This window comes from Jejuia pallidilutea, from assembly GCF_002973595.1.
GTDB classification, from domain to species: Bacteria; Bacteroidota; Bacteroidia; order Flavobacteriales; family Flavobacteriaceae; genus Jejuia; species Jejuia pallidilutea.
Genome location: NZ_PVEO01000002.1, coordinates 155,937 through 181,746, shown reverse-complemented (window position 1 = coordinate 181,746; position 25,810 = coordinate 155,937). Strand labels below are relative to the sequence as shown.

At 30.6% G+C, this 25,810-nt stretch carries 28 protein-coding genes and 1 tRNA gene; 25 read left to right on the top strand and 4 right to left on the bottom strand.

Going from position 1 to position 25,810, the window contains the following annotated elements; genetic code table 11:
* Positions 1–17 precede the first annotated feature (17 nt).
* The 22 genes from CLV33_RS04295 (at position 18) to CLV33_RS04195 (ending at position 20,540) form a co-directional block, all read left to right on the top strand.
* The gene (locus CLV33_RS04295) at positions 18–1,106 is read left to right on the top strand and encodes a M42 family metallopeptidase (protein WP_042247203.1); all 1,089 of its coding nucleotides are present in this window, start codon (positions 18–20) and stop codon (positions 1,104–1,106) included.
* Between the two features lie 111 nt (positions 1,107–1,217).
* Positions 1,218–1,291, top strand: a tRNA-Arg gene (locus CLV33_RS04290).
* Between the two features lie 115 nt (positions 1,292–1,406).
* Positions 1,407–2,204, top strand: a complete 798-nt coding sequence (locus CLV33_RS04285) for a hypothetical protein (RefSeq protein WP_105472861.1) — start codon at positions 1,407–1,409, stop codon at positions 2,202–2,204.
* Between the two features lie 132 nt (positions 2,205–2,336).
* Entirely contained in the window at positions 2,337–2,624 is a 288-nt protein-coding gene (locus tag CLV33_RS04280) for a helix-turn-helix domain-containing protein (RefSeq protein WP_105472860.1), read from the top strand.
* Positions 2,617–3,375, top strand: coding sequence for a DUF5131 family protein (locus CLV33_RS04275; RefSeq protein ID WP_105472859.1), 759 nt, complete (start codon positions 2,617–2,619; stop codon positions 3,373–3,375). Before CLV33_RS04280 ends, CLV33_RS04275 begins: the two co-directional genes overlap by 8 nt.
* Positions 3,368–4,645, top strand: coding sequence for a DUF3987 domain-containing protein (locus CLV33_RS04270; RefSeq protein WP_105472858.1), 1,278 nt, complete (start codon positions 3,368–3,370; stop codon positions 4,643–4,645). The genes CLV33_RS04275 and CLV33_RS04270 overlap by 8 nt, the downstream gene beginning before the upstream one ends.
* Before the next feature lie 69 nt (positions 4,646–4,714).
* Positions 4,715–5,923, top strand: a complete 1,209-nt coding sequence (locus tag CLV33_RS04265; protein WP_105472857.1) for a site-specific integrase — start codon at positions 4,715–4,717, stop codon at positions 5,921–5,923.
* Positions 5,924–5,951: 28 nt separating this feature from the next.
* Entirely contained in the window at positions 5,952–6,917 is a 966-nt protein-coding gene (locus tag CLV33_RS04260) for an AAA family ATPase (RefSeq protein ID WP_244906380.1), read from the top strand.
* A complete protein-coding gene (locus tag CLV33_RS04255) occupies positions 6,898–7,926 on the top strand; it encodes a DUF3871 family protein (RefSeq protein ID WP_105472856.1) in 1,029 nt (342 codons plus the stop codon). Before CLV33_RS04260 ends, CLV33_RS04255 begins: the two co-directional genes overlap by 20 nt.
* 121 nt (positions 7,927–8,047) lie before the next feature.
* Complete coding sequence (locus CLV33_RS04250; protein ID WP_211297534.1) at positions 8,048–8,242, top strand: helix-turn-helix transcriptional regulator; 195 nt, start codon at positions 8,048–8,050, stop codon at positions 8,240–8,242.
* A gap of 25 nt (positions 8,243–8,267) precedes the next feature.
* The gene (locus CLV33_RS04245; protein WP_105472854.1) at positions 8,268–10,307 is read left to right on the top strand and encodes an N-6 DNA methylase; all 2,040 of its coding nucleotides are present in this window, start codon (positions 8,268–8,270) and stop codon (positions 10,305–10,307) included.
* Complete coding sequence (locus CLV33_RS04240; protein ID WP_105472853.1) at positions 10,304–11,566, top strand: restriction endonuclease subunit S; 1,263 nt, start codon at positions 10,304–10,306, stop codon at positions 11,564–11,566. The genes CLV33_RS04245 and CLV33_RS04240 overlap by 4 nt, the downstream gene beginning before the upstream one ends.
* Before the next feature lie 5 nt (positions 11,567–11,571).
* A complete protein-coding gene (locus tag CLV33_RS04235) occupies positions 11,572–14,628 on the top strand; it encodes a type I restriction endonuclease subunit R (RefSeq protein ID WP_105472852.1) in 3,057 nt (1,018 codons plus the stop codon).
* Positions 14,628–15,281 carry a M48 family metallopeptidase gene (locus CLV33_RS04230; protein WP_105472851.1) on the top strand — a complete coding sequence of 218 codons (654 nt, stop codon included), beginning with the start codon at positions 14,628–14,630 and terminating at the stop codon, positions 15,279–15,281. Before CLV33_RS04235 ends, CLV33_RS04230 begins: the two co-directional genes overlap by 1 nt.
* Before the next feature lie 24 nt (positions 15,282–15,305).
* Positions 15,306–17,150, top strand: a complete 1,845-nt coding sequence (locus CLV33_RS04225) for a DUF262 domain-containing protein (RefSeq protein WP_105472850.1) — start codon at positions 15,306–15,308, stop codon at positions 17,148–17,150.
* A gap of 84 nt (positions 17,151–17,234) precedes the next feature.
* Positions 17,235–17,759 (top strand): hypothetical protein, encoded by a 525-nt coding sequence (locus tag CLV33_RS04220; protein ID WP_105472849.1) that lies wholly within the window; start codon positions 17,235–17,237, stop codon positions 17,757–17,759.
* Between the two features lie 2 nt (positions 17,760–17,761).
* Positions 17,762–18,136 carry a helix-turn-helix domain-containing protein gene (locus CLV33_RS04215; RefSeq protein ID WP_105472848.1) on the top strand — a complete coding sequence of 125 codons (375 nt, stop codon included), beginning with the start codon at positions 17,762–17,764 and terminating at the stop codon, positions 18,134–18,136.
* A 2-nt stretch (positions 18,137–18,138) separates the two neighbouring features.
* The gene (locus CLV33_RS04210; RefSeq protein ID WP_105472847.1) at positions 18,139–18,588 is read left to right on the top strand and encodes a hypothetical protein; all 450 of its coding nucleotides are present in this window, start codon (positions 18,139–18,141) and stop codon (positions 18,586–18,588) included.
* Positions 18,589–18,709: 121 nt separating this feature from the next.
* Positions 18,710–19,228 (top strand): hypothetical protein, encoded by a 519-nt coding sequence (locus CLV33_RS04205; RefSeq protein WP_105472846.1) that lies wholly within the window; start codon positions 18,710–18,712, stop codon positions 19,226–19,228.
* Between the two features lie 51 nt (positions 19,229–19,279).
* Positions 19,280–19,438: a hypothetical protein gene (locus CLV33_RS17495; RefSeq protein WP_170063973.1), complete on the top strand. Its 159-nt coding sequence runs from the start codon at positions 19,280–19,282 to the stop codon at positions 19,436–19,438.
* 223 nt (positions 19,439–19,661) lie between these two features.
* Positions 19,662–20,054 (top strand): hypothetical protein, encoded by a 393-nt coding sequence (locus CLV33_RS04200; protein ID WP_105473125.1) that lies wholly within the window; start codon positions 19,662–19,664, stop codon positions 20,052–20,054.
* Between the two features lie 48 nt (positions 20,055–20,102).
* Complete coding sequence (locus CLV33_RS04195) at positions 20,103–20,540, top strand: JAB domain-containing protein (protein ID WP_105472845.1); 438 nt, start codon at positions 20,103–20,105, stop codon at positions 20,538–20,540.
* Between the two features lie 77 nt (positions 20,541–20,617).
* On the opposite strand, the gene CLV33_RS04190 is transcribed toward CLV33_RS04195, so the two are convergent.
* On the bottom strand, positions 20,618–20,857 hold the full coding sequence (locus CLV33_RS04190) for a helix-turn-helix domain-containing protein (protein WP_105472844.1): 240 nt from the start codon (positions 20,855–20,857) through the stop codon (positions 20,618–20,620).
* 82 nt (positions 20,858–20,939) lie between these two features.
* Between CLV33_RS04190 and CLV33_RS04185 the strand changes: the two genes are divergently transcribed.
* Together CLV33_RS04185 and CLV33_RS04180 are read left to right on the top strand one after the other, a co-directional pair.
* On the top strand, positions 20,940–21,590 hold the full coding sequence (locus CLV33_RS04185) for a hypothetical protein (protein WP_105472843.1): 651 nt from the start codon (positions 20,940–20,942) through the stop codon (positions 21,588–21,590).
* Positions 21,591–21,737: 147 nt separating this feature from the next.
* Positions 21,738–22,103: a hypothetical protein gene (locus CLV33_RS04180; protein ID WP_105472842.1), complete on the top strand. Its 366-nt coding sequence runs from the start codon at positions 21,738–21,740 to the stop codon at positions 22,101–22,103.
* 331 nt (positions 22,104–22,434) lie between these two features.
* Here CLV33_RS04180 and CLV33_RS04175 read toward each other — a convergent pair whose 3' ends face one another.
* On the bottom strand, positions 22,435–22,899 hold the full coding sequence (locus tag CLV33_RS04175) for a universal stress protein (RefSeq protein WP_211297532.1): 465 nt from the start codon (positions 22,897–22,899) through the stop codon (positions 22,435–22,437).
* A gap of 150 nt (positions 22,900–23,049) precedes the next feature.
* Here CLV33_RS04175 and CLV33_RS04170 point away from each other — a divergent pair, with 150 nt between their 5' ends.
* Positions 23,050–23,508 (top strand): RNA methyltransferase, encoded by a 459-nt coding sequence (locus CLV33_RS04170; protein ID WP_042243244.1) that lies wholly within the window; start codon positions 23,050–23,052, stop codon positions 23,506–23,508.
* Here CLV33_RS04170 and CLV33_RS04165 read toward each other — a convergent pair.
* Together CLV33_RS04165 and CLV33_RS04160 are read right to left on the bottom strand one after the other, a co-directional pair.
* Positions 23,492–24,679, bottom strand: a complete 1,188-nt coding sequence (locus CLV33_RS04165; RefSeq protein ID WP_105472841.1) for a class I SAM-dependent methyltransferase — start codon at positions 24,677–24,679, stop codon at positions 23,492–23,494. The genes CLV33_RS04170 and CLV33_RS04165 overlap by 17 nt on opposite strands.
* A gap of 6 nt (positions 24,680–24,685) precedes the next feature.
* The gene (locus CLV33_RS04160; protein ID WP_105472840.1) at positions 24,686–25,774 is read right to left on the bottom strand and encodes an AI-2E family transporter; all 1,089 of its coding nucleotides are present in this window, start codon (positions 25,772–25,774) and stop codon (positions 24,686–24,688) included.
* Between the last annotated feature and the right edge of the window lie 36 nt (positions 25,775–25,810).

The following is a 25,810-nucleotide window of genomic DNA, read 5'->3' as shown; positions in this document are numbered from 1 at the left end:
TGCAAAATCTTGAACACATGACGAAAAAGACGATTTTAAACAAAAAATCATTAGAATTTTTAGAGAAATATTTAAATAATGCAGCGCCTACTGGGTATGAGTGGGACGGACAAAAATTATGGATGGACTACCTAAAACCATATGTTGATGAGTTTATCACCGATACTTATGGTAGTGCAGTTGGTGTTATTAATCCAAAGGCTAAGTATAAGGTAGTTATAGAAGGACATGCCGATGAAATTTCTTGGTATGTTAATTATATAAGTGACGACGGATTGATTTATGTGATTAGAAATGGTGGAAGCGATCACCAAATTGCACCGAGTAAGGTGGTAAATATTCACACTAAAAAAGGTATTGTTAAGGGTGTATTTGGTTGGCCTGCAATTCATACAAGAAACAAGTCTAAAGAAGAGCCTCCTAAACCCGATAATATTTTTATAGATTGTGGATGCGCTACTAAAGAAGAGGTTGAAAAATTAGGGGTTCACGTAGGGTGTGTTATTACGTATCCTGATGAATTTCATATTTTAAACAAGGACAAATTTGTGTGTCGTGCTATAGATAATCGTATGGGTGGTTTTATGATAGCTGAAGTAGCCCGTTTACTAAAAGAAAACAAAAAAGAATTACCATTTGGTTTGTATGTTACCAATGCTGTACAAGAAGAAATTGGTTTGCGAGGGGCAGAAATGATTACCCAAACCATTAAACCCAATGTGGCTATAATAACCGATGTTACCCACGACACTACAACGCCTATGATTGAAAAGAAAAAAGAAGGGCATTTAGAAATAGGAAAAGGGCCAGTGGTGGCCTATGCACCAGCTGTACAACAAAAGTTACGCGATTTAATTACAGATACAGCAGAGGAAAAAGGCATACCATTTCAACGTTCTGCACTATCCAGGGCTACAGGAACAGATACCGATGCTTTTGCGTATAGCAATGGTGGTGTTGCCTCTGCATTAATTTCTTTACCATTGCGCTATATGCACACTACTGTAGAAATGGTTCATAGAAATGATGTTGAAAATGTTATTAAATTAATCTATGAGACTGTCTTAAAGATAAAAGATGGCGAAAGTTTTAGTTATTTCGAGTAGCAAAAATTTAGGTTAAATTAAAAAACTTTTGTCTTGTTTTATTATCAAGATATATTATATTTGCACCGCTTTTAATTTAAGTATTAACAGCAAAGTTATTAAAAATATAATGGTCGCGTAGCTCAGCTGGATAGAGCATCTGCCTTCTAAGCAGACGGTCACAGGTTCGAATCCTGTCGCGATCACATAAAGCCATGTCAGTTATGACGTGGCTTTTTTGTTTTTATTACTTTTTTCATTTTTTCCTTGGGTTCAATATGGGTTCAATTTTTCATAAATTAGTTTCTCAAATTAAATTGGATGAGTAAAACGTATATCTTTCAAGAGTATAAAAATAACGAATATCAAAACTTTGTCTCAGATGATTTAATTGAAGTGAATATAAATTCGTTTCAATTTTTTGAATTTGATATTCAAGAGATTTCTAGTTTTAGTAATACTTATAATAAAGGGTTAATTCCAGAATTTATAATCAACCATTTAAAGGAACTTTTAAATCATTATAAATTACAAGATTTTGAGCAAGAATTTATCTCGTTGTTATGTAGTTTCCAAAGTACTCATTTATTATATTTTGAAACAGACCTAAACGAATCACTTACAAATGATTTCGTAAATACTATAAAGCAAAAAAAGCAAATTATTAAAGCTCTTAAACTTTACCAATCAGACAAGAAAAATATTACTTCCATACAGTTTAACCCTTTAAAAGAAAAGGCACTCAAAATAGATAATTGGTTTTTAAAAAAAGATATTTTTAATGCTTTGATATATTATTACGGAATCACTGAACAAGATTATAATTCTATCTTACAGGATGAAAATAATTTAGACTTTAAATATTCCGAAGAATATATACCTTATTATGTTGTTAATACAGTATGTCAATTTCTTATTAATAGAGATTTTAATCAAACGAATGCCTTAAAATTTATAGACTTTTTTCTTCGTATAGCTCAAATTAAATACACAAATGACAATAATACAGATTGCATTGAGCTATATGATAATATAGAAGACAACATCAATTTAACTAATGGAGATATTAAGGCTCTTCGTCAAAAATTTATTGCACGTAAAAAAGATTTTTTAATCTAATTGAAACAAAAAACCATTTTTTTGACCACTTAACTGTTTCAAACTTTCCTTCTATAAAATAGTTATTTCGCATCATAATAATCGAATCCCATACCGCGGTTTCAAATTTATGGGCTTCCTAATAAGTATATTATGAATAATGAAATTCTTATAGAAATAAAGAATATCCTAGAAAAACAAAACCTAGTAATTAAGGATATTCTAAACTTTGAGGAAGCATTGAGCTATCTCAAGGTGAGCAAGTCGTTTTTATATAAAATGACTTCTAAAGGTGAAATCACATATTACAAGCCGAATGGCAAACTCATCTATTTTAAGCGTACAGATTTAGATGATTGGATGCTTAGAAATGAAGTGTCTGGGACTAATGAGTTGGAAGATGAAGTTGATAATTTTTTAAAGCGTGGTAATCATGGCTAAAAAAGAAAGCTCAATTTCATGGACTAACTTTACTTGGAATCCATGGATGGGTTGCCATAAAGTTTCAGCAGGATGTAAATTCTGTTATTTGTATCGAAATTTTGAAAATCAAAATCAAGATGCTAAAAACGTTTTTATAAATACCTCTCAATTATTTAAACCACTATCAATAAAAAAATCACAACTGATTTTTACATGTTCAATGTCAGATTTCTTTTTGCAAGAAGCTGATAAAGTCAGACCTCAAGTCTGGGAAATAATCAAAAACTCTCAGCATCATACTTTTCAGATTTTGACAAAAAGACCTGAACGAATCAAGGAATGTTTACCTAAAGATTGGTGTCAAAAAAACTACTCAAATGTGTGGCTTGGAGTAAGTATAGAATCCATGAATGAGCTTCATAGGCTTCATACTCTTAAAGATGTTCCATGTGAGTTACGGTGGGTTTCTTTTGAACCTTTATTAGGGGAAATATTTCTTTCAAAAGATGAGATTGATATAATTGATTGGGCTGTAATTGGTGGTGAATCTGGTACTAATGGAAATTACAGAAAGCCAGAGCTATCTTGGTTCTTATCATTATTGTATCAATTAAGAGATTCGCAAACACCTATTTTCTTTAAACAATTCGGTACATGGTATCATCATAACCATTTCTATTTAAGAGACTGGAAAGGTGAAAAGTATTGCCCGAATTTTAATGAGTTTTTTAGAATAAGACAATATCCAAAAATTAAAGACAATGGATAATAATATGATAATAAACGAACAGGTATATCAAAATCTACCTGAACCGTTAAAACAATTAACTGATTTATTTAAAGACAGAGAACGAGATATTGTTCTGCTGTCTTGCTTAGGAGTTTTAAGTGGATGTTTACCTAAAGTATATGGTATATATGGTGGTAGCAAAGTTTACTCTAATCTATACTTTTTTATTGTTGCACCAGCCGCATCAGGAAAAGGAGCTGTAAAATATGCAATTGGTCTTGTAAAATCTATTCATGAAAAAATTAAAAATGATAGTGAAAAAGAAGCAAAAGATTGTAAAAAAAACAAGGACATTGACAATGACGATTGTCCTGGTATTAAGTACAAGATTATTGCAGGAAATACAAGTTCATCTCAAATATATTCATCGTTAGCAGACTCACATTATGGGAGTATTATTTTAGAGTCTGAAGCTGATTCTATAACAGGAGCTATGACGAATGACTGGGGAAATTTTAGTGATGTTTTGCGTAAAGCATTTCACCACGAAAAACTATCAATAACACGTAAGAAAGACAACTTAAATTTAGAGATTGATAATCCTAGACTTTCTATGGTCCTTTGTGGAACACCTGACCAAGTAAAACCTCTAATTCAGTCTAAAGAAAATGGACTTTTTAGTAGGTTCATGTACTTTAAATTTAAAAACTATTCAGGTTGGAAAGATGTATTTGGTTATAGTGAAGATATATCTAAACATTTTGAATCTATAGGGAATGACTGTATCTATCCTCTATATGGAAAGCTATTCCAAAACCCATCTGAAATTGAGTTCAAGTTTTCACTTGAACAAATAGAATATTTTAATAATCTAATGACTCATATTTCAGATTCTGTATTTGAAAATAATTCTGAAGATTTTATTTCTAATGTTAGAAGACACGGCTTGATTTTATTTAGAATAGCTATGGTACTAACCGTTATCAGAAATTACAATAAAGATAATCTTGATTTATCACAAGAAATAATTTGTAATAATGTAGATTATGATATAGCGGCTTCATTGACTAAGAATCTTTTGAGACATGCACTACAAATTTTCAGCGAGTTCAATGATACCTTATTGAATCAGCAAGAAGATGATTTGCTGTTTTCCTTGAATGAAACTTTTATGAGAAAGGAAGCTATTGAGAAAGCAGAAAAATTTGGTATTCCTGAGCGAACCATGGATGAAAAATTAAAACAATGGAGAAAGAAAAAAGTTATCCGTAAATTAAAACATGGTAAGTATAAAAGAATTTTAGGATAAGGTTGCAATTTCTGCAATTTCAACAAAAAACAGCCTCAGTTTTGGGGATGTTTAATAAATATAAAAAATATGGCAAGTATAAAGGTTATTCAAAAATCTAAAGTCTTGTCCAGTGGAGAGTATCCAATTTACCTTCAAATTATTAAATATGGTAAGGTAAAGCGTATTAGCTTGAATTTAAGCTGTCCAAAAGATGAATGGGATGGCAATGAGTTTAAAAGAAATCATCCAAATTATATAAAACGTAATCGACTGCTTAACAAGTTTAAAGAACGTGCTTATGCAGTCATTGACGAATTTTCTGTTAATGGTATTGATTTTACTTTATCCGAATTTGAGAATAAATTCAGAAATAAGAGGAAAGGAAATGTTACAACTGTATTAGAGTTTTGGGACGAAAGAATAAACGACCTCAGGAAATCACATAAAACAGGAAATGCACGTGCATATAAGGATGTCAAAAATTCATTTTTCAAGTTTAATAAAAACAAGAATATTCTATTTAGGGATATTACCCCTAAGTTATTGGACAAGTACGAGGTTTATTTAAGAAATAGAAAAAACACAGATGGAGGTATCTCTCTTAAAATGAGAACCATTAGGGCATTATACAATTATGCTATTAAAATGGGAGAAGCTAATGCTCAAAATTATCCATTTAGAGTTTATAAAATTTCAAAACTTAAAGGTAAAAATGTAAAACGAGCATTAACAGTTTCAGAATTTAAAAAGTTTGAAGCTCTTGACCTAAATAAGCATCCTCATCTTACGGATACTAAGTATATGTTCTTATTTAGCTTCTATCTACGAGGTATTAATTATGTAGATATGATGAAACTAGAATGGAAGAATATTGAAGATGGAAAAGTGTATTATAAGCGTTCTAAAACAGGAAAGATTTTTATCATTAAAATACTTGAACCTGTACAGAAAATCTTGGATTATTATAAAGTACAAAACAGAAACACACCTTATGTGTTTCCTATACTTGGTAAAGTTGGATTAGAACCGATGCAAATTGAATATAGAAAAGATAAAATGCTTAAAGTATTTAATCGAGAACTTAAAGAGATTGCATCTATCCAAGGTATTAACAAAAACATTACCAGTTATGTTGCACGTCACTCATATGCTACAATAATGAAATATAAAGGCATTAGGACAGATGTAATTTCAGAATCCATGGGACATGCAAATTTAGATGTTACTAACAGCTACCTAAAGGAGTTTGAAAATGACATTATTGATGATGCCAACGAAAAACTATTGGACCTTTAGTTAAGAAACTTCTTAAAATATGTAAAGGATGAATATTAAAAATGTTCATCCTTTTTTCATGGAATTTATTCAGGTAAAACTGAACAATCATAAACAACAATTATTAATCATTTTAAATACACAAATTATGGAACTGAAGAAAAGTCAGAGAGAACGCGTAAAGCTAAGAATTGGAATTTCTGGTGCATCAGGGTTTGGTAAAACCCATTCTGCATTACTACTAGCATATGGCATGACAAACGATTGGAGTAAAATTGCTCTCATAGACAGTGAAAACTCATCAGGATCACTTTACAGTCACCTAGGAAACTATAATACATTGGATTTATCAGCACCATTTAGTCCAGAAAGATATATTAAAGCTATCAAAGTCTGCGAGGATGCAGGTATGGAAGTTATTATTATTGATTCCGTCAGCCCTGAGTGGTCAGGAACAGGTGGTTGCCTACAAATTCACGAACAACTCGGTGGTCGTTTTCAGGACTGGATGCCTGTAAAAAAAAGACATCAAGCCTTTATTGATAGTATTCTACAATCAAAATGCCATATTATTACAACTACACGACGAAAAATTGATTACTCATTAGATATTGGTAGTAATGGGAAATCAAAAGTTGTTAAACATGGTACAAAAGAAATCACGGCTGACGGCTATGAGTACGAGCTGACGTTAAACTTTGAGTTAATAAATGACAATCACCTTGTTAGAGCTTCAAAGGACCGAACGGGACTATATATGAATAAAAGTGAATTTGTCATTACCTCAAAAATAGGTCGCCAGCTTTTGGACTGGTGTAACCAAGGTAGTATCAGCCAAAATGAAGTTGAATCAAGGATTAATGAATGTTTATCCATAAGTGAGTTAATGAAGCTCTACAAGGAGTTTCCACAGTTTCAGCAGACATTAAATAGTCAGTTTCAAAGTAAAAAACAACAATTAGAAAATTTAGTTAAACCTTCAAATTTCTCAAGCAATGGAATTAATAAAAGTTAAGCAAAATCAAGGGAGTAATAATACTTTCTTTCCTGATAGTACTAAGCAACTACAAAACAATCGTCTAGTACTATCAGAAAAGGAGAGAAAAGAGCCTAACCCATTTATAGAAGCTAATACAACGCAAGTGACAATGGAACACTTAAAAAAAGATTGCATTGTGCCTGTTTTTAAAAATAACGAGGTTGCAATAAGCCATACCGAATTTGTAGAAACTGCAATTAATGCAGTTTCTGCAAGTTTAGGAAATGTTGAAATAAATAGACCTCAATTAAGGGTTTCACATATGGTAAAAGGGAGAACGCCTGATGCTTTGCATATTCCAACAAAGGAATTACAAGACCATCAAAAAACTATCTATTATGAGCGTGTTGCATGGGTTTCTAAAATACCATCAAAAACCAAAATCATTAATGGAAATGAAGTTTCATTGTGTGTTGGTGGTGTAAAGTCTTATTCAACGGATAATCTACAAGGTAATCATTCTGTGCAACGCTTTAAAGTATTTATAGGTTGGATAAACCGAATTTGCACAAACTTAAATATTTCAACAGATGGATATAAAGACGAAATTAAAGTTATGAGTACCAATGAGCTTGGTGAAAAAGTAGAACAATTGGTTTCCAATTATGATGCTGATTATCATCTAAATGCTATGGAGCGATTATCACAATTTACTTTAAGTGAAAAACAGTTTGGTCAACTTATAGGTAAAGCAAAACTTTATAACTATTTACCGAAAAATGAAAAGCAAGAGTTACCAAGTTTACTATTGACAGATAATCAGTTTAGTTCTATTGCAAAGGATTATTATAACGATGTTAATTTTTGCAGAAATAAAGATGGTAGCATAGACTTGTGGAAACTTTATAATTTATTTACAGGAGCTGTTAAGTCTAGTTATATCGATACATTCTTAAATCGGAACTTAAATGCATTTCAATTTGTAAATGGATTAGCCGATACTGTTAATGGAGATTCAAATTCCTACTATTGGTTCTTGAGTTGATCAGGATTCCCAGTTTCTTTAAGTAGAAACTGGGTTTCTTTTTATAGTTATTAAAAACACAAAGCAAAACTGTGTATTTCTACAAAGTAAACATTATATTTATCACTCAATTTCATTTACAATGAATCGCACAAAGGAAGTTTTAGAAGAAAAAGGTATAAAGCAAGTTTGGCTAGCTGATAAACTCGGAAAAAGTTTTAATACAGTTAATGCTTATGCCCAAAATAGAACACAACCAAGTTTGGAAGTCCTCTATGAAATAGCTGAAATATTAAAAGTTGAAGCCAGAGAATTACTTCAACCAAATAAAATCTAACCAATTCAAAAATTATTAGAATAAATTGATCACTAAACAAGCATTAGGAAATACGCTCTTTGGTATGGCGGACATATTAAGAGGTAAGGTAGAAGATTATAAAGCATACATATTAACACTATTATTTTTTAAAAGATTATCCGATAATTACAATTGGGAGTCAAAGACAAAAGTAGCTGAAGCAGAAGAACTTTATGGTACATTAAATGCAAAACAAATTCAAAAAATACTTGATAAAGCTCATGACTTTATTATTCCTGATGGACATTTTTGGGACGATGTTAGAAAAGCACCATTAGATAAAAAGAATGATAAATTGCATAAGTCTGTAAATGCAATTGCAGATGCTAATCCTGTTTTAAAAGGTGTAATTAATACGGTACGTTGGAATGAACCCGCACCTGATGGTTCTGGTGGAAAAAAACTACACCCTGAAGTTGTATCTTCATTAATCAACTATTTAGATGCTGTAGATTTAAGTAATAAAAATGCTTCTGTAGATGTATTGGGTGATGCTTATGAGTATTTAATAAAACGGTTTGCTGACGAAAATAAAGGAGGAACAACTGCTGGGCAATTTTATACACCTCAAGAAGTTGTGGATATTATAGTCCGTTATCTAAAACCTAAGAAAGGAGATGAAGTATATGACCCAACATGTGGTTCTGGTGGTTTCTTAATAAATGCTGCAAAATATTGTAAAGTCAATTATGGTAATCCAAAAGCTGTTAGACTTTATGGACAAGAAGATACTTGGAATACGTGGGCAATTGCTCGTATTAACATGATTCTTCATGGTATGGATGGAAAAATTGAAAAAGGAGATACCATTAAAGATCCAAAATTTACTGAAGAGGATAATGAACTTGAAATAAAGAAGTTTGACCTCGTAATGGCTAATTTTCCATTTTCACAAGAAAATTGGTGGAAAAATGGTTCGCCAAAAAAAGATAAAAAAGGAAAAGTTAAAAATAAAAAAGATGGCTCACCTCAATTAGAATATACAGGTAAGGAAGATTTTAATGATCCTTACGATAGATTTAATTATGGTTTACCGCCATTTTCAAATGGTGATTTTGCCTTTATTCAACATATTGTAGCTTCTTTAAAGCCAGATGGTAAAGCTGGTATAGTTTGCCCTCAAGGAGTGTTGTTTAGAGGTCAGCCAGAAAAAACAAAAGAAGAAGATGGGCAAAACCGTAAAGCAGATGATGAGTACCTTATTCGTAGAGGTTTACTACAAGGTCCAGTAGATGAAAATGGTGAGTTTACTTCTAACGTCAACATTATAGATGCTATTGTTGTTTTACCTGGTAATTTATTTTATGGTACAACCATACCAGGTTCTATTTTATTTATCAATAAATACAAACCAGAGCATCGTAAAGACAAGGTGTTAATGATTTATGCCGCCAAAGAAGGTTGGGCTTTAGAAGAGCCTAATATGAATATCCTACAACCTCATGATATGTTGCGTATTTCTACAATTCTAGAAAGTTGGGGAGATATAAAAATTGCAGAGAAATGGATTGCAGAACAAAAAGAACGCTTATATAATATCATACAAGAGGATTTAGATTTTAAGTTGGCTGAAATTGACTTAGAATTTAATGAAGATATTCTTCGTTTAAAAGAAAAACTAATTGCTGTACAAGAAAAAATGCAAGCTATTGAAACACAAGGTAAAAAGTTGTCTAAAACACAACTAAATACTATTGAGAAAGCTAAAAAAGCAGTTGCAGAATTAGAAACAAAAAAACAAGAAGCTATTGATATAGCAAATAAGTTAGCAGAAAAAGAACGTAAGGGTATTTTAGATGTAAAGCAGGAGTTAATGACTATGCTAAAAGACCCAGAATTACGTAAGCGTTATTTTTCTATTGTAGATAAGGAAGAGTTAGAAGATAATGAGTTTAACCTTAATATTCCTAGATATGTTGACACCTTTGAGCCTGAAGAAGAAATTGATTTAAATGAAGCTATAGATAATTACAAGAATATCATATCAAAAGAATCATTAGTAGAAAATACTATAAACAAAGTTTTAAATAGCCTGAAAATATGAGTTCATTATCTAAAATTAAATTAGGTGATTTATTTGATGTAAAAGTTGCTGGTGATTTACAGAAAAAGTTTTTTTCAAAAAAATATTCCGAAGAAACACCTTTTCCAATATACTCAAATTCTTTAAGTGAAAAAGGGCTTTATGGCTACACATCAAAGCCAAGATTTAACGGAGGAAGTATAACGATAACAGGAAGAGGAGATTTAGGTCATGCTGAATATAGAGACACACCTTTTGATGCAATAGTTAGATTGTTAGTTTTGATTCCTAAAAATGAAGTTGATTGCAAATTCATTACGTTTTACATCAACCATATATTAAAATTTGCAATTGAAAGTACAGGCGTCCCACAATTACCAGCACCAAGAATAAAAAAAATTAAAATTAAAATACCTAATGATGTCAAAGAACAAAAAGCTATTTCAGGTATCTTAACAAAAGTAGATGAATCAATACAACTAGCAAAAGAAAGTATAAATGCAACCGAAAATCTAAAAAAAGCCTTAATACAAAACTTGCTGACAGGTAAATTAAAACCTGATGGTACTTGGCGTAAAGAAGATGAGTTTTATATAGATGAAAAATTTGGTAAAGTTCCTTTGGAATGGCAATTGAAAAAAGTAAAAAAATGCTTTGATTTTTACCCAACAGCTTCTTATTCTCGTTCAAAAGAAATCGAAAAAGGCGATGTATATCATATACATTATGGTGATATTCATACGAGTCTAAACAGGATATTAGATTTAAATGATGATAAATTACCTAAAATACCTGAAGCACTATCCAAAAAATTTACATACATAAAAGAAGGTGACATTATAGTTGCCGATGCTTCAGAAGACTGGGATGGTGTTGGTAAATGTATTGAAGTGATTAATACAAACCAAAAAAAAATTATTGCGAGTTTACACACACTACATTTAAGACCTATTGCAGGAGACTTTATTTTAGGTTTTGCTAGTTATGTTTTTGAAACTTACAAAGTATCAATTAATATTAAAAGACTGGCAACAGGGATTAAAGTTTATGGAATATCTAAGCCTAACCTCTCAAAAGTTCTTTTACCAATTCCGCCTGAGAATGAACAAATTAAAATCAAAGAAAAACTTGATGTTTTATGGGATAACATTGTGTCAAAAAACAGAAAAATAAAATCTTTAGAAAGACTTAAAAAATCTCTAATGCAACAATTGCTTACAGGTAAAAAAAGGGTTAATGTAAAAGAAGTAGAAAAGCTATTAAATCAAACTAAAATGTAATCAACATGGGTAAATTATCAGAATTTAAAGGTGCAGAAAAGCCAGTCATAGAATGGCTTTCTAAAATGGGTTGGCAATACATACCTAATAGTCAACTTAAAAAATATAATCGTCCATTTTCTGTGCCTGTTATAGAAGATATTTTACTCAATAAAGTTCAAAAAATAAATAATGTTTCTAAAGACGTTGCTCAAATTGCAATAGATCAATTATTGCATATTTTGAACAATCCTAGCCCTATATTAGGAAATGAACAATTTTTAAACCGTATAGCCAAAACATCTACAATAGCTTATGAAGGTGATGATATAGAAATTGCAATTATAGATTTTAAAAATATTTGGAAAAACGATTTTATAGTAACCAATCAATATTGGGTACAAGGGTATAAAATGGTTAAAACAGATATAATGCTTTTGGTAAATGGTTTGCCTTTAATTCCTATAGAAGCAAAACAAAGAGCAAGAAAAGGTACAAATTGGGTTGAAGGTGTAAAACAGTTTTCTACATATCACCAACGTGCAGAAAAATTATTTATGTGCCATTGTTTTGGAGTGGCTTGTAATGGTCGTATAACAAAGTTTGGTGTACCTGGTGCATCTCAATCATACTTTGGTGAATGGAAAAATACTGTGATAGACACGTCATCAACAAATCCCATTTTAGACTCTAAAAATGATTTATGTGAAGTAGAGAAAAAAGACGATGGATACTTTCATTTTAAGGTGCAAACTTTACCAAACGGTGAAGTTTTAGAAAAAATGAAATTAGGAATTATTGGACTGTTACAACCAGCAAGAGTTTTAGATATACTTAAAAACTTTATTGTTTTTGAACGTAATGAATCAAAAGTTATTAAAAAAGTAGCTCGTTACCAACAGCTACGTGCAGCCAATAAAATTGTTGAAAGAGTTAGAGATACCGATTTAAAACAAGGTGTTATATGGCACACACAAGGTTCTGGTAAAAGTTTAACAATGCTTTATACAGCACAAAAGCTAACACAAGAAGAAAAACTAAAAGACCCAACAATTTATATAGTAGTTGACCGTAAAGATTTAAGAGAACAAATAGGAGGTACTTTTGATGATTGCGAGTTTCCTAATGCAAGACCAGTTAATAACATTGGAGATTTAAAATACATTATAGAAAAAGCACCTTCAGGTGTATATATAACTACCATTCAAAAATTTAGAGAGTTAGGAGAAGCAAAAGATGTAAGAGACAATGTGATCATTCTTATTGATGAAGCTCACAGAACACAATATGGAGATTTTCAAATCGAACTGCAAAATGCTTTACCAAATGCAAGACGCTTTGCATTTACAGGAACACCAATTCCAAAAACACATAAAGAATTTGGGATAAAGAAAGAAGAAGGACATGAATATTACTTGGATAAATATGGTATTAAAGATGCTATTGATGATGGAGCTACAAAAAAAATACGTTACACATTTGGTCCACAAGAATGGTTTTTAGATAAAGAAAAATTAAAAAAAGGTTACGAAGAGATAACTGCTGATTTAACTGAAGACGAAAAGAAATTAGTAGAACGAAAAGTACAACCTTGGAAAGTCTTTTTAAAACATCCTGAACGTGTAGATGTATTAGCTGAAGATATAGCAAAAGACTTCAGGGAAACCGTAGAGCCGCAAGGTTTTAAAGCTCAAATTGTAGCATGTGATAAAGAAGCATGTGTTAAGTATTATGATACATTAATGGGATATTTTGACCCATCAGAAGTGGCTGTAATATTCTCAACAGGACACTATGAAGATGATGAAAAATACCAACTCTTCGAGCCACATTACAAAGAAGATAAAGAGCGCAAAAGGCTTATTAAAAATTTTAAAAAGCCAATCACAAAGGAGGAATTAGAAAAAGGAAATAATCTTAAAATACTAATTGTTTGCAATATGCTTTTAACAGGTTTTGATGCACCTATTGAGCAAACAATGTATTTAGATAGTCCAATCCGAGATCATAATTTATTACAAGCGGTAGCAAGAACCAACAGACCTTATGACAATAAAATTACTGGCTTATCAAAAGAATTTGGTCGTATTGTAGATTATGTAGGTGTATTTACTAATTATACCGAAGCCTTAAATTATGACCCTGAAGATATTGGAGAGTTTGAAGATGTAGATACTTTAGCAGAGCAGTTTCCTAAAGTTTTAGATGATGTTATGAAATCTTTTGCTCATATCAAATTAGAGGATACTTATGAATGTGCTATAGAAATCACAAGAGTATTAAGCACTTTAGACCAAGGTAAATTTGAGCAAGAATATAAGGAAGTATTACAATTGTGGGAAGCCATCTCACCACATCCATCTCTGAAATCTTCAAGAGATAAATACTTATGGTTAAATGCTATTTATGAAATTTACTTAGAAGAATTTAGACGTATAGATTTTGATGCTGAAATTTATGCTCAAAAAACTAGAAAATTAATTGAAGAGTCATCTAAGCTATTAGATTTTAAAGGACATCTACCAGCAATAAATATAGATTCAAACTATTTAGATAAATTAAAAGATAGTAAACTAAACCCTCATGATAAAGCTGAAAAAATCATTAGGGATATTGAAACCGTAATTAGGGTTAATGAGTCTGGTAGCCCAATTTACATTGCTTTTCAAGAAAGATTAGATGCCTTAATTGAGTCTAAAAAGAATGAAAATGAAGCTATAGAAGATTTAATAGATAAATTAAGTGCCTTATATTCAGAATTAGACGATATAGCTACTTTACCACAAAAAATGGGGTTTGAAGATAAAGGTCGCTTTGAGATATTTACATTATTACAAAATCACTTCAAAGACCGTTTTGATGAGAAATTATGTAAAGAATTTGCAAATGAATTATATGAAGTAGCCATTAAACCTAAGTTATTTATAGGTTGGCAAGACATACCTAATGAAATACAACGCTTAACAGTTGGGGTAGAAATTTTTGCCTCACAAAACAAGTATATGCATTTAGGAATTGATGAAGAAGAAGAGCTAATTGCTCAAATAATGAAAATAGTCGTTAAAAACTATAAGATTGATTAATGACTACAAATCAAGTAAATATAATACGTAAAGATGTAAAGCATGCTAGGCTTAAGGTTAACGAAGATCAGTCTGTTAGGTTAATAGTCCCATTGACATTTCCAGAAGATTCAATAAGTGAGCTATTAGAAAAGCGTAAATATTGGATAGAGAAAAATCAAAAGTTCTTTGCTAAAAAGTCCAAAATAAAATTACAACGTAATCAACTATTACTTTTTGGACAAAGGTATAGCTATTTTTATGATGATACTTATGAGTATAAAAGCATTATAGACCATCAGTTTTTCACTATCAGAAGTAAGAAAGATTTATTAGATAAAAAAACACAAGACCAGTGGTATAAGAAACAGGCTCGTAAATATTTAGTAGCACGTACAGAGGAGTTAGCTGATAGGTTTGGTTTTTCTTACAACGATATTTACATAAGAAGCCCTAAAAAGAAGTGGGGCAACTGTTCAACTGATAATAATATATCATACAACTGGAGATTGATTAAAGCACCTAAATTTGTTATAGATTACTTAATCATTCATGAGTTAGTACATACATTGGTGAAACACCATAAAATAAAATTTTGGGTATTGTTACGTAGTTTTTACCCAGATTATAAAGCAGCTATAAAATGGTTAGACACTTATGGGAATAGCCTTTAAATAAAAAACAAACTTGAATAAAGAATGAGTAATACTAATAAGGATTTTAATATTAAGGATTTAATTGATGTAGCTTATAAAGAACAGGTCTGGTTACCAGAGTTTCAACGACCATTTGTATGGGATAAAAATCAAGTACGGTTATTGATAGATAGTTTACATAGAAACTACACTATTAGCTCTATTCTTATTTGGAAAGGTGGAGATGAATTGGCAAGAAGAGCTGTTGGTGCAAAAGTAAAGGATATAAAGATACCTGAAGACAAACAGGAAGATGTAACATATTTATTAGATGGTCAGCAGAGAACTACAGCTTTAACATTAGCTTTTACAAACAAGGATATTTATAGAGGTAATAACACACGTAAACGAGAAGTTCTTAATCTGTATTGGGACTCAGAGTATAAAGGGGAAGATGCAGAATTAAGGTGGATATATGATGATGAAAAATTTGACAACCTTGATGACCCTCAAGCCCCAATCATGTTAAAAGAATATACTGAGAAAGAATTATATGCAAAATTCGGACACCGTTTTGTAAAAATTAAACATGCTTATAGTTTCGATGATGAAGAAGTTGAAGAATGGTTTGATACCGATGATCAAGACGAAGAAATTAAAATGTTACGGTTTAAAAATGATTACAATAAAAAATTAAAAGAGTTAGAAAAAGAAATATTATATAGAAAAGTATATGAAATAGAACAAAAAGGTTCTTTGGAAGAAGTACTTGAAGTTTTTGAGCGTATTAACACCAAGAATACTAAACTATCAATATTTGATATTATGGTTGCCAAAACCTATCGAAAATTTGATGAGGGATTTTTTGATTTAAGAACGTTCTATAATATAATTAACTATGATGGTACAGTGAGTAATAATTACTTTGATAACATTGAAAATTTAGAGTTAGACAAGGTAGATTTATTGATTGATAATAAAGATATGCTTCAACTCACAACAATAATGCTACAAAAGAAATTTATCGGTAGTGAGGTATTAAAATTAAATACAGATGTCTTAAAAGCAAACACCAAGTTATTGCATGATAAGTTTCATTCTTTAGTTCAATTTATGAACAATCATTTTTTCATCGAAACTGCTGAATTAAATAGATATAATCCTTTAATGAAATTCTTAGCTGGCGCAATTTCACATTTTAAGACATTGGATGTTAAGCAAAATGAATTTCTAAAATCATGGTTTTGGAATACTCTTTTAAAGAATCGTTATCCAGGAGCGCAAAGCGAAAGGATTGCAAAGGACTTTAATCTACTTATCGACTCAAAAACGGACTACGATCAAAAGTTACAAAAATTGACTAATGAAAACACTAGGAATTTTAATTACTTAGCTAATTCTTCCGTTTCTAATTTGCAGTTGTTTGATGCTTATTATTCCAATAAAAGTCAACAAATATATAGAGCCATAATTTTACTGCTTAAATCAAATAATGCAAAAGATTTTTATAGCGGGTTTAAACCGTCAAGAAGTGTTTCTGGCAAAAACAGACTAGAGGAACATCATATATTTCCAAAGAAATCAAAATTAGGTAAGCAAATTGTAAAACGGTTTGAGAATCATAAATACGATGATATTATTAATAATATTGCAAATATCGCTCTGTTGACTAAGGAAACAAATAATAATAAAATAGGTTCTAAATTACCTAGTGAATATATAGCTGATTTTCAAGAAGAATATAAATTGGCAGGTAAAGAAGATGAATTTATAGATATAATGAAATCACAATTTATAGATGAAAGCATGATTGAATTATTAAAGAAAGATGATTTTGATACCTTTATAGTGGAAAGGACTAAACAACTATATAAACAAGTTGAGAAATTGTGTAATAGTTTAAATTAATAAGCAAAATAGACAACTTTAATAAAAACAATTACATCATAAAATTAACTTAAAAGTGAAAAATATTTGTAGATTAACTTATAAGTGAATAAATTTGCACACATAAAACCATTATTTAAGTATAATAAAGTTGCTTATTATTCAGTTGCATTAGACGATAATAAAGAAACTTTATTTGAAAAGTTTGTTAAACAACATGAGGGTGTTAATAAAAATAAACTATATCATATACTTAGATGGTTGCAAGTAATCGGAAAAAAGTATGGCGCACAGAACCGTTTTTTCAGAAATGAAGCACTCACAGCTGATGCTTCTGCATTACCACCAGTTGGCAAAGACAAAAAACCGTATTATATCGAAAATGGCAAAAAGAAAAACAACACTCTAAGATTGTATTGTTTACGAGCTAGTGAGGGTGTGGTCTTTTTGTTTAGTGGAGATGTTAAAACAGCAAAGTATGCTCAAGACTGCCCAAACGTAAAAACACACTTCTTATTGGCTAATCAACTGACAAAGGCAATAGACCAAGCATTCAGAGATAAAGATATAATTTGGAACGAAGATTGTACTTTGATTGAATGCGATGAAAAATTTAAACTCTTTTATTGATTATGAAATTCCCGAAAAACAACATATTAGATAACTGGCTAGAGGCTAATCAAAATACTGAAATAGATAGATTTGTTGAACGCAATTTAGCTATAACGGTAAAGGTATGTTCTGTACTGAAAGAACGTGGTATTAAGAAAAAAGAATTTGCAGCCATGTTGGGAAAATCACCATCTGAAGTCTCTAAATGGTTATCTGGTTTGCATAACCTTACTTTGAAGAGTATCACAAAAATGGAAGAGGTTCTAAATATTAATCTAATCAATATAGAACCAATCAAAGAAATAGAATACGTTTATTTAGGATCTATTCAGGGTGGAGATTTGGAGGATGCTATAAATGACTATGAAGAAACAACTTTTAGTGAGGCTATTTAAAAATGAGTAATCAAGCTAAAATAGACCCTGAAAAAATTCATCTTTTCCATATAAATATTGTGGAAAGTTCGATTAAAGACTTACAGCAAAAAGGGCAAAATAATTTTAAGATTAATATAGCCCATAACACAATGCATAATTTAAAAGATGAAAGAGTGAAAATTGGGTTATTTATTGATTTAATTCATGATCAAGTTTCCTCAGAAGCTAAAGCTCGTTTTGTTTTTGATTTTCATTTTAGGGTTGATGGTCTTAATGAACACTTTGAATTAAATGAGGATGATTTACCTGTTTTTTCTGGACTTTTCATAGCTACTTTATTGGGTATAAGTTTTTCTACAGCTAGAGGTATTATTTTTGAGCGTTTATCCAATACTAATATGCAGGGTATAATCTTACCTGTGGTTTCACCGCAAAAAATGTTATCTCTACAAAGAAAAAATGACAACTAATTAACTCTTAAACTAAGTGTTATTGTGATTCTTTATTTAGGAAACTATCCTTTTAAATTGTGCTACGTTTATAATATAAAATAATTTCATAATTGAATAACGTAGATTAAGCGTTAAAAATATGCCTAAAAAATATCATCCACTCGTCCAAAAAACCGAACTTGAATTAGAAAGACTGGATAAGGAAAAGAACGTGAGTTGGGAAGAATGGAAAAAGTTTAATAGTCAGTTTCTACCAATACATACAGAACCAAAATTAAGAAGAAGGGCTTTGATGTTTATGGATAAGCTCGTTAAGAAACTTGAAGAAAACAACCATACTATAAAATTTGAATACCAACTATGTCATATCGAAATGTATGGACAACTAACAGAAATTAATCTACGGCAGAAATATTTTAGGAAACGAATTAAAGATTCTTCTGGGTATGGAACTAATCCATATGTAAAAAGTGAAAAACTAGAATTTCAAGTAGGCAGTTACGCTCGTAAGGGTTGGTTGGAAAAAGATTCTAAGAGTTTAGAGGACTATCTTGAAGTAATTTATAAGTTCATAGAAAAAGATAGTTTAAGGTGGGCAGAATTACGCAAACAGCAAAAAATTGAAGAAGAAAAAAAGGAAGCTCAAAGAATCCTATAAGAAGAAAAACTCAAGCAAATAGCTATAGAAAAAGAAAAGTACCATAAACTTTTGTCTGATGCTGAAAGCTATAAAACTGCAAATATTATTCGTTCTTACCTACAGGCATATAAATCAAAATTATCAGAGTCAGACGTTACTGAAAATGAGGTTAATGAATATTTAGAATGGGCAAATAAAAAAGCCGACGAATTAGATCCATTGAGCTAAAATTTTTTTAAAATTTTTTTTCTGGTAAGAATAATTCAAACACGCATCACCTTCTCAATACCCCCACCCATACTTGAGCAAAGGGGAATCCCCACCCCTTTGTGAGTAAAACAAAAATTTTTAGTCGTCAAGAAAAAAATGAACAAGGTGATAGCTGTTCCTTTTCTGATAGTTGAAGATGTTGTTTTACGAAAAGAAATGTTCAACTCAAAAATTTAAAAACATGGTACGAATTGTTAACTATCAACAAAGAGAATCTGATGAAGGCAATATATTTTTTGCTTTAATCATTCAAGGTGGTGTAGAATTAGTGCAAAGTAGAGAAACTAATAACTTCTACGCTACAGCAAGAAAAGCATCCATTTCATCAACTTTTGATGAAGAAACCTGTAAGTCATTATTGGGAACAGAAATTCCTGGTGAAATAGCCAAAATAGTATGTGAACCTTATGACTACACCATCAAGGAAACAGGTGAGATTATACAATTGTCACACAGGTATCAGTATGTTCCTGAAACACCATCAGGAAGAGAGGATATGAGTGAATCCACAATTGATGATTTTGTTCCTAGTGAAACTGCTAGTGAGGAACATCACCCATTACTATCTAGTTAAAATCAACATGCCCAAGACTAAATGTTTTGGGCATCATTTTTTTGAATTATGAATACAATACAGGAAATAAAAGTCTCTTATACTTCAGGTAATAGAGACAAAGTAAAGATTACTAACAGTAAGGATAGTTATGAACTGCTTTTGTCTTGCTGGTCTCAGAAAACCATAGAGTTACAAGAGGAATTTAAGGTGTTACTATTAAATAGAAACAACCAAGTACTTGGTATTTATCCTTTATCTAAAGGGGGCGTATCTGGAACTATTGTGGATGCTAAGTTGGTTTTTAGTGTCGCTTTAAAGTGTAACGCTTCAAGTATAATCATAGCTCATAATCATCCATCAGGAAATCTTAAGCCTAGTGACACCGACATCCGGTTAACACAAAAACTTAAAGAAGCAGGAAACTATTTGGATGTCAAAGTCCTTGACCATATCATACTATCAAGAGAAGGATATTATAGTTTCGTAGATGAATCGCAAATGTGATTGAGCTAGAAAGCACCCAAAATCTACCATTTTTTAAAATCTATACTGAAGGATAGATATATATAAATAGCGTTTTTTTAATCTTCCTTAGTTTCTTGGAATCCTGTTATTTCAGATAATTGAACTTCTAATGCTTCAGCTATTCTATATAAAGTAAAAATTGTTGGATTAGTTCTTCCAGATTCTATTCTTGAAATATTTGTAGTATCAATTTTACCTTCAATTCTACCGACTAAATCTACTTGAGATAAGCCTTTGGCTACTCTAATATCTTTAATTCGCTTACCTATATGTTTTAATAAAACTGATTTTTTCAACTTGACATATTTGACAAGTGAATAAATGGTTTAAATTTGTTTAATTACATGTCATATATGGCAAGTTTAAAATCTTATCAAAATGAATAAAAAACAACTGAATATCTTAGTTAAGAAAATAATTCCAATTGCCTTAGTTCTGTTTTTAGTAATAGGAGGTTTAATTGCTATACCTGTAATTAGAGGCTATGGGGATAAGCTAGAAAAAGAAAATGAGGAGTGGTTTTCAAATCCAAAAAACCAAGAAAAGATAAAGACAGCAATAAATTCCTATGATAATAAATCCAAATCTCAACCTACACAATCTGATTTTAAAAAAATTCAGGATATTGTATTTGAATTAAATGGCTGGTCTATAAAAAGCGATGAAAGTATGAACACCCCTAAGACAGGTATGTTGGTGTTAACTAAAGGTGTTGACTACTTTAATATTATGTATGTGATAGCTGATGACTTTTCTAGCCTAGATGATTATTCTAATAATCAAAATGAGAAAATTACCAGAAACTTACAACAGCAAGGAATTGATATGATGCCATTAGGTAAGGAAAATAGTAATGTTAAAGGCAAAGCTGCTATTATACAAAGTTATGAAATGACCTTTGATGGAGACCAACAACCTAAAATGATAGTTGCAAGTTTTAAGCATAAGAATTATTATTACACGTTTTCTTATCCAACCAAAAGTAAAAATGTCCCAGAATTGTGGGGTACAATCAAATTAATAGATTAAGTCAAAATCAATTTCTATAGTTTAAAATTATTATCTAATCTTTCTGTTGATAGTATTATTTCAATAGATAAAGTTGAATTTTGGTTACTCAAAAACCAAGACGAATACAATCATCTTAAATCTCTTAGAGAGGGTGAATTACCACCTTTGTCCAAATATGTAACAGCAGAAGATAAGTTTGTAGATTTATTTGAGCAGTTAGAAGAAGTGTCAAGATACCATAAGTTTGAACCTTCCTGCAAAGAACAATTAGAGATTTACGCTTTAGTTAAAAATGATGGTTTAAAGCTAAAGGAATGGTTTAGCACTATTGAAAGTTTTTACTACGAGGAATTAATACATTTCTCAGTAAATTATTTAGACTATTTAGGAAACGGTAAGGAATATCACTTAAACGTGTTTTCTCATTTTAATAAAGAGATGGAATTGTTTATTGATAGAGATGATTTTAAAAATACAATTAGTCTTAGCTGTATTCTTAATGCAATAATTAGTTCCGTCGAATTTGAATAATTTAGATTTAGCGTTTTATACAAATTTGCAAATTTTGCAATTATTGCAGAATTACAATTCCAATGAAAATGTCTATTTTTGGGTTCAATATAGGTTCAATTATTGAAGAACCAAGTGCTTTTATGTGATAATAAAGGAAAATAATAGTTTTGTAAGTGTTTGTTTATCAATCAAATGAAGCTATTTGAAATAAAATGATAAGATTCGATACAGACTTCTAAGCAGACGGTCACAGGTTCGAATCCTGTCGCGATCACATAAAGCCATGTCAGTTATGACGTGGCTTTTTTGTTTTTATTACTTTTTTATAAATTAAAAGAATATATACACTTTATCCAAGTGGTACCAATAAAACGGGTATTTCAGATTTTTTAATAATTTCATTACTTACGCTTTCTATAAAAAGTTTATATATAAAACCATGTTTGTTGTTTCCAGTTATGATCAAATCGATATTTAACGATTCAACTTTTTCCATGATGGTTTCAATGGTTTGTCCTTGCACCATTAAAGCTTTAGATGATATGCCTTTATCATTAAGTTCATCAGAGTATTTCTGGATTATTCTTCGTTCCCTTTTTAGTACTTCAGCTCTGGCCTCTCTTTCATCATTAGGCCCTGTGCCACTAGTGTATTGCACAAAATCAGGCTCTGGTGCTGCAATATGGATTAACCAAATTTTTGAATGGAACTTTTCAGCTAAGGAAGCGCCCATGTCTATTAATTGCTGCGCTATGTTATCAAATTCAATAGGGATTAGTATATTTTTCATCACAATAGGTGTTACAATAAGCATTAATTTAAGAAATTTTAATTAAAAGATTAATGATAAAAATCAGTATTTCAGTGTTTTAGTTGTGTATTTTCATTAAAGTTCTAATAACAGATTTAAACTACAGCTTTAAAAATTACACAAAGCGCTATTATCTTTTTTATTTTTGTTTTTATGAATGATAATTTTACAAACGAGTTTTTTGGTATTGGTATTCAAAACGGGAAAACCCCGGAAAACCTTGGGGTTTTATGGCGTTCTGCTCAAAATTTAGGAGCTAGTTTTATTTTTACTATAGGAAATAGGTATGCAAAACAAGCATGCGATACGCACAATGCAGTAAAGGCAATGCCTTATTTTCATTATGAGACTTTTAATGAGTTTTATAAGAATTTACCAAAGGGCGCAAGGTTGGTAGGGGTAGAGTTAACGGAAACTGCTGAACCATTAGAAACATTTCATCATCCCAGACGCTGTGTGTATTTACTTGGGGCAGAAGATCATGGTTTAACAAATGAAGCTATAGAGAAGTCTCATTTTTTAGTAAAATTTAAATCTCAATTAAGTTTAAATGTTTCTGTTGCAGGAAGTATTGTATTGTACGATAGGGGTATTGCTAAACCACGTTCTTAAGTTTTTTGGCTTCTATTATTATTTTGTTATTATTTAAGTCTGTAGTAAAAAAAAGATAGGTTTCTCCTCCGTCATTTATTTTAAATTTTTTACGGATATTTTTAACCGTTTCAGGGAAATTACGTGTGGTAATGTTCGCTTTTTTTAAACCCAATGCTTTTATTTCTTTTTTATTATAGGGAACTACGTTTTCAATTATAAATATCCTTCCTGGAAAATAGACTAATTGTTCATTGGTATACAAATGGGAGTGTTGGTGAAGTTTAAATACATTTAACTGTTTTGAAACTTCCTGAAATGCGCCAGACTTTAAAATGGCGGCGTTTGGTTCGTATAAATAGGTAAGTGGTTTACTGTATGGTGCTGTATAGTTTTCATTTTCAAGTTGAATACTAAAACATTCTCGCTTATCAGTATTAATATTAGTAGTCTTAATTAATATGTGTTCTGAATATCCTTTTTCTAATATCCACAATAATTCTTTAACTTCATTATTTACTGCTATAATGTGAATTGTTTTAACATATTCCAATTCATTTATACCTGCCGAAATATCTAATAAAGGCGATGTTTTAATCATTACATTCTTACTACGGCTAAATAATAGCTCTAGATGTTTAGGAATATTAGGTAGACAATCACCTAAAAAGAACACTTTTCCTTTGGAATCGTGCCGTCTTGATGGGTCAACGTAAATCCAATCGTAGTGAATATCATTCTGCTGCAAATAGTCTAAACCGTTCGTATTATGAGTTTCAATAGTATCAATTTTTAACTGTTGATAATTGTATTTTACAATGGCTGATAGTTCTGAATTAATATCGCAATGCACAACCCTTTTAAATTGTTTAGAGAAATAAAAACAGTCTACACCAAAACCTCCTGTAATATCAATTATTGATTGGCCCGATATTAATTCAGATTTGTATTTAGCAGTAATTTCAGAAGAAGTTTGCTCTATATTTAGCTTATTGGGATAATAAATGTTTTTAGTTTTAAACCATGTAGAAAGCTTAGTTTTACAGCGTTTTTTAGCTTCAATCTGTTCAACAATTTCAGAAGTTTTTACATTTGAAAAGCTAGTGCCTTTCAAAACCAAAACATTTATATCAGAATTTATATTATAATTTATAAAATTCTGAATTTCAGTATTTAAAATATGTTTATTCAAACTAAACTATAGGTTTTTAGTCAGCTTTTTAACAATCTTATTTTCAGATAAAAAAGCTTTTAGAATTACTTTTATAGCTGTGTATGCAGGTACTGCAATTATTAAGCCAATAACTCCAAAGAGTATACCTGTGGTGAGTATTACCAAAAAGATTTCTAAAGGATGCGATTTTACGCTTTTAGAGAAAATAATTGGCTGACTTCCAAAATTATCAACTAATTGCCCAATAATAAATACTAAAAGCACCCAGAAGGTTTTAGGTAATATTACCTCGCTAAAACTTTCGCCTAAATTACTAGTCATGGTTAATGTTAGCATTAAAACAGCACCAATTACAGGGCCAACATATGGTATAAGGTTAAGTAGAGCGCACAAAAACGCAATAACAATAGCATTTTCTACACCAATTATTAATAGCCCAATCATGTAAATAATAAATAGAATGAGGATTTGAAAAATTAACCCTACAAAATAGCGAGATAGTAAATCCTTAATTTGTGTAAAGGAGGTTTTCCATCTACTTTCTTTTCCTTCTGGAATAAAGGTTAAAATGCCATTTTCGAATAATCTACTGTCTTTTAAAAAGAAAAAAGAGATGAATAATACCGAAAACAGACCAATGCTAAAACTACCTAAGCCGCTAATAATGGAATTTAAAAAATCTGGAATTAATGCAAAATCTATTTTTGAAAGCAGGTTCGATTCCTTTAAGGATTGTTCTACATCTATTTGATGTAAATCAAAATACGTTAAAATTTCGGCATATAAATTTTCAATATTATCTTGAAGTTGCTCAATGTTCAATAAAGATAAATTTTGACCTTGTTCTATAACCAACGGGATGAAGAGTCCCACCAATCCTGCAAAAAACCCTAGTAATATTACCATGCTTACTACTACAGCTATGGTATTTTTAAATTTTAGTTTACGTTCTAAGAACAGCACAATTGGCCTACCTATTAGCGAAATTACAGCAGCAATAGCTACATAGCCAATTACCGACTGTATTTGGTACAATAAGTAAAGTAAAACCGCAACACCTACTATTATTGATACGGCTCTTAAAATACCGTTTGAAATGGTTTTAGAATTCATGTAGTAAATATAGTAATTTGTTATTATGAAGTAAGT